Genomic DNA, 3,133 nt, shown 5'->3' with positions numbered 1-3,133 from the left:
GTGCCCCACGGGTGCGGCCTCTCCGCGTGCAACCGACTAAACTCTCTCCGAGGTCTCATGCAACGCTTTCTTCGACGACTGATCGTCGCTTCACTCGCGCTCCTTTTCTTCGCGCTGCCGTTCGCTCCCGCGGCGACGGCTGCACCCGCCGACACGAAAGACGACACCATCACCTGGATGGTCCGCCCCAGCGACGGTGTCGGCGAAGACGGGCGGTCGTGGGTCGAGCTCGAACTCGAACCTGGGGCCACCGTCGAGGAGCATCTGCTCGTGCGCAACCTGAGCCGTGAGGCCGTGACCTTTCGGCTGACCGCCGCCGACGGCTACTTCACCACCTCCGGCCGGTTCAACATGCTGACCTCTGACCAGGAGTCGGTCGACGCAGGCACGTGGATCAAGATCCAGGAGAGCATCGAAGTGCCCTCGGGCGGCGACGTGATCGTGCCGTTCACGATCACCGTGCCCGAGAACGCGACGCCCGGCGATCACCCCGCCGGGGTGGCGGCGAGCATCCGCAGTGGCGGAGAGGTGGGCGTCGAATCGCGCGTCGGCTTCCGCGTCATGACCCGCGTCACGGGAGAAATGACGCCCGAGCTCGAGACGACCGTGTCGGGAACCTACACCAGCTCGATCAACCCCTTCGAGCCAGGCACGATGACCCTCACCTACGAAGTGTCGAACACCGGCAACGTGCGCCTCGGTGTCGAATCGCTCGCGACCGTCTCGGGCCCGTTCGGGTGGCTTGCCCGCACACTCGACCCCGAGACGATCACCGAGATCGCGCCGGGTGAGACCCGCACGTTCGAGCGGCAGGTCCGGGGCGTCTGGCCCCTGTTCGTCGCGACCGTCGACGTCGTCTCACAGGGCGCATCCGTCGCCGAAGAACTCGAGGTCGGCGAAATCGCACCCTCCGAGGCGCACGCGACCGTGATCACGATGCCGTGGTCTCAGCTCGTCGTCCTCGCGATCATCGTGCTGCTCATCGCACTGTCGGCACTGGACCGCCGCCGTCGCAAGCGCAAGACCGAGGCACTCATCGAGCGGGCGCGCGCCGAAGCCCGCGCAGAAGCCGCAGCCGCCGCCTCCTGACCCGTCGAGCGCAGATGCTCGCCGCGGTGGTCTCGGACCTCGCGGCGAGCATCTGCTTCGAGCGGGCGATTCGATCTCTCGGCCGCCATCTGACGCATACAGGGTTACGACGATCTCGGCAGCGCCCTCGTGACGATGCCGCGGTCTCAGCTGGTCGCACGCGCCGCCCCGGACCCGTGGGCGCTGACGCTCGACGCGGGCTCAGGACTTCGCGGCGAGCATCTCCTTCATGCGGGCGATCTCGATGCCCTGATCGGCCTCGATGTGACCGGCCATGACGTCGAGTTCGATCTCTCGGCCGCCCCCTGACGCATACAGGTTCTCGACCATCTCGACAGCACCCTCATGGTGCTTGATCATGAGCTCGAGGAACAGCCGGTCGAACGCGGCATCGCGCGCGGCTTCGAGCTGCGCGAGTTCGGCATCGGTGAGAAGGCCCGGCATGTCGGCATGCGCCGCGTGGCCGGCATCCGGATCCCGCGCAGCCTCACCACGCGCCTGCAGCCACTCCTCGAACCGTTCGAGCTCGGCGCTCTGACTCATGTCCATGCGCTCCGCGAGCAGCCGGATGTCACGGTTGCTCGTGCGTTCTTCGACGTAGCTCGTCATGATCAGCGCCTGGGAGTGGTGGTGCATCATGTCGCGAACGAAGGCGACATCAGCGTCGGTGTGCGGCTCGGACTGGATCGCGGCGGCTTCCTCGGGCGACAGCGTGCGGTTCGGCTCACCCGGAGCGCCGGGCTGGATCACGGGAGCGGTGGGCACAGGGGCGGATGCCTCGGGCTCGGCGGTGCATGCCGTCAAGCCGAGGACGATCACAACCGCCGCGCCGAGGGGAAGAAAGCGGGGCGATACGGGCATGAAGAGGTGCCTCTCAGTCGGGTTCGGTGGCTCCATCTTGCAGTGCGACAGTGCACCGATCAGAAGGTCGAAACAAAAATGTAACGAGAAAGGTAGCGAACATTCTCAGCAAACCTATAGATTCCCGAACATACAACTGCATATCCGTGCTGTACGCGAAGTGCACAAAGACCGAGCGAACCGCTCGTCGAAACGCGCTTTCGTTTGAGGTAGTACCTGTCAGATCGACGAAGACCGACACGAAGGGCACCCCCCGCATGAATTCACGCACCACCCCCCGAGCGCGCTGGAGGACGCGAGCGCTGGCCGTTACCGGCGCGCTCACCCTCGGCGTTTCTATGATGGCGGCAACCGCCGCCGTCGCCGACCCGGTTCAGACCGACCCGCGCGAAGGCCTGAGCGCGGGCCTCTACGACGCTGGCACCGCTTCCAGCAACGTCGAGCACCTGGCGACCCTCCCGAAGCTCGCCGGCCTCAACACCAACTCCGACCTCGCCTTCAAGGACGACATGGCGATCGTCGGCAACTACAACGGTGTTCAGTTCTACGACGTGGCCGACCCGTCGAACCCCGAGCTGCTCACGCAGTTCATCTGTCCGGGCAGCCAGAACGACGCTTCCGTCGTCGGCGACCTGCTCTTCCTCTCGGTTGAGTCGACCAGCGCCCGTCTGGACTGCTCGACCAACCCTGCGTCGCCGGTCTTCCGCGGCGTTCGCGTGTTCGACATCAGCGACATCTACAACCCGGTCCAGGTCGCAGCCGTCCAGACGTGCCGTGGCTCGCACACGCACACCGTGCTGCAGGACCCGGATGACACCGAGAACATCTACATCTACGTCTCGGGCACCGCTGGCGTCCGCGCCGCCTCGCAGCTCGCGGGCTGCAGCAACGGCGCAGCCGACACCGAGAACCCGTCGCGCTGGCGCATCGAGGTCATCAAGGTCCCCGTCGCCGACCCGGCAGCCGCCGCAGTCGTGACGGAGTCCCGCCTGTTCGCCGACCCGGTCACCGGCCGCGTCGACGGTCTGCAGAACGGCCCGACGACCCCCCGTCACCCCTCGGGTGGCACCTGGTCGCCGTCGCCGAACACCAACCAGTGCCACGACATCACGGTTTACGCCGAGGTCGGCCTCGCCGCTGGTGCGTGCGCGGGTAACGGCATCCTGATCGACATCAGCGACCC

General features: G+C 66.6%; 3 protein-coding genes. 2 read left to right on the top strand and 1 reads right to left on the bottom strand.

Annotation, left to right across the window (positions count from 1 at the left end; genetic code table 11):
* Window positions 1-57 precede the first annotated feature (57 nt).
* Window positions 58-1,089, top strand: coding sequence for a COG1470 family protein (locus AC25Y0_RS12940; protein ID WP_488124233.1), 1,032 nt, complete (start codon window positions 58-60; stop codon window positions 1,087-1,089).
* Between the two features lie 201 nt (window positions 1,090-1,290).
* On the opposite strand, the gene AC25Y0_RS12935 is transcribed toward AC25Y0_RS12940, so the two are convergent.
* Window positions 1,291-1,950, bottom strand: coding sequence for a DUF305 domain-containing protein (locus AC25Y0_RS12935; RefSeq protein ID WP_488124232.1), 660 nt, complete (start codon window positions 1,948-1,950; stop codon window positions 1,291-1,293).
* Window positions 1,951-2,288: 338 nt separating this feature from the next.
* On the opposite strand from AC25Y0_RS12935, the gene AC25Y0_RS12930 reads away from it, so the two are divergent.
* Window positions 2,289-3,133: LVIVD repeat-containing protein (locus tag AC25Y0_RS12930; RefSeq protein WP_488134783.1), on the top strand; the 845-nt coding region annotated here is incomplete at its 3' end.

The organism is Microbacterium sp. Y547, from assembly GCF_057669785.1.
The sequence above is the reverse complement of the archived record's forward strand: the minus strand, read 5'-3'. Positions and strand labels throughout refer to the sequence as shown.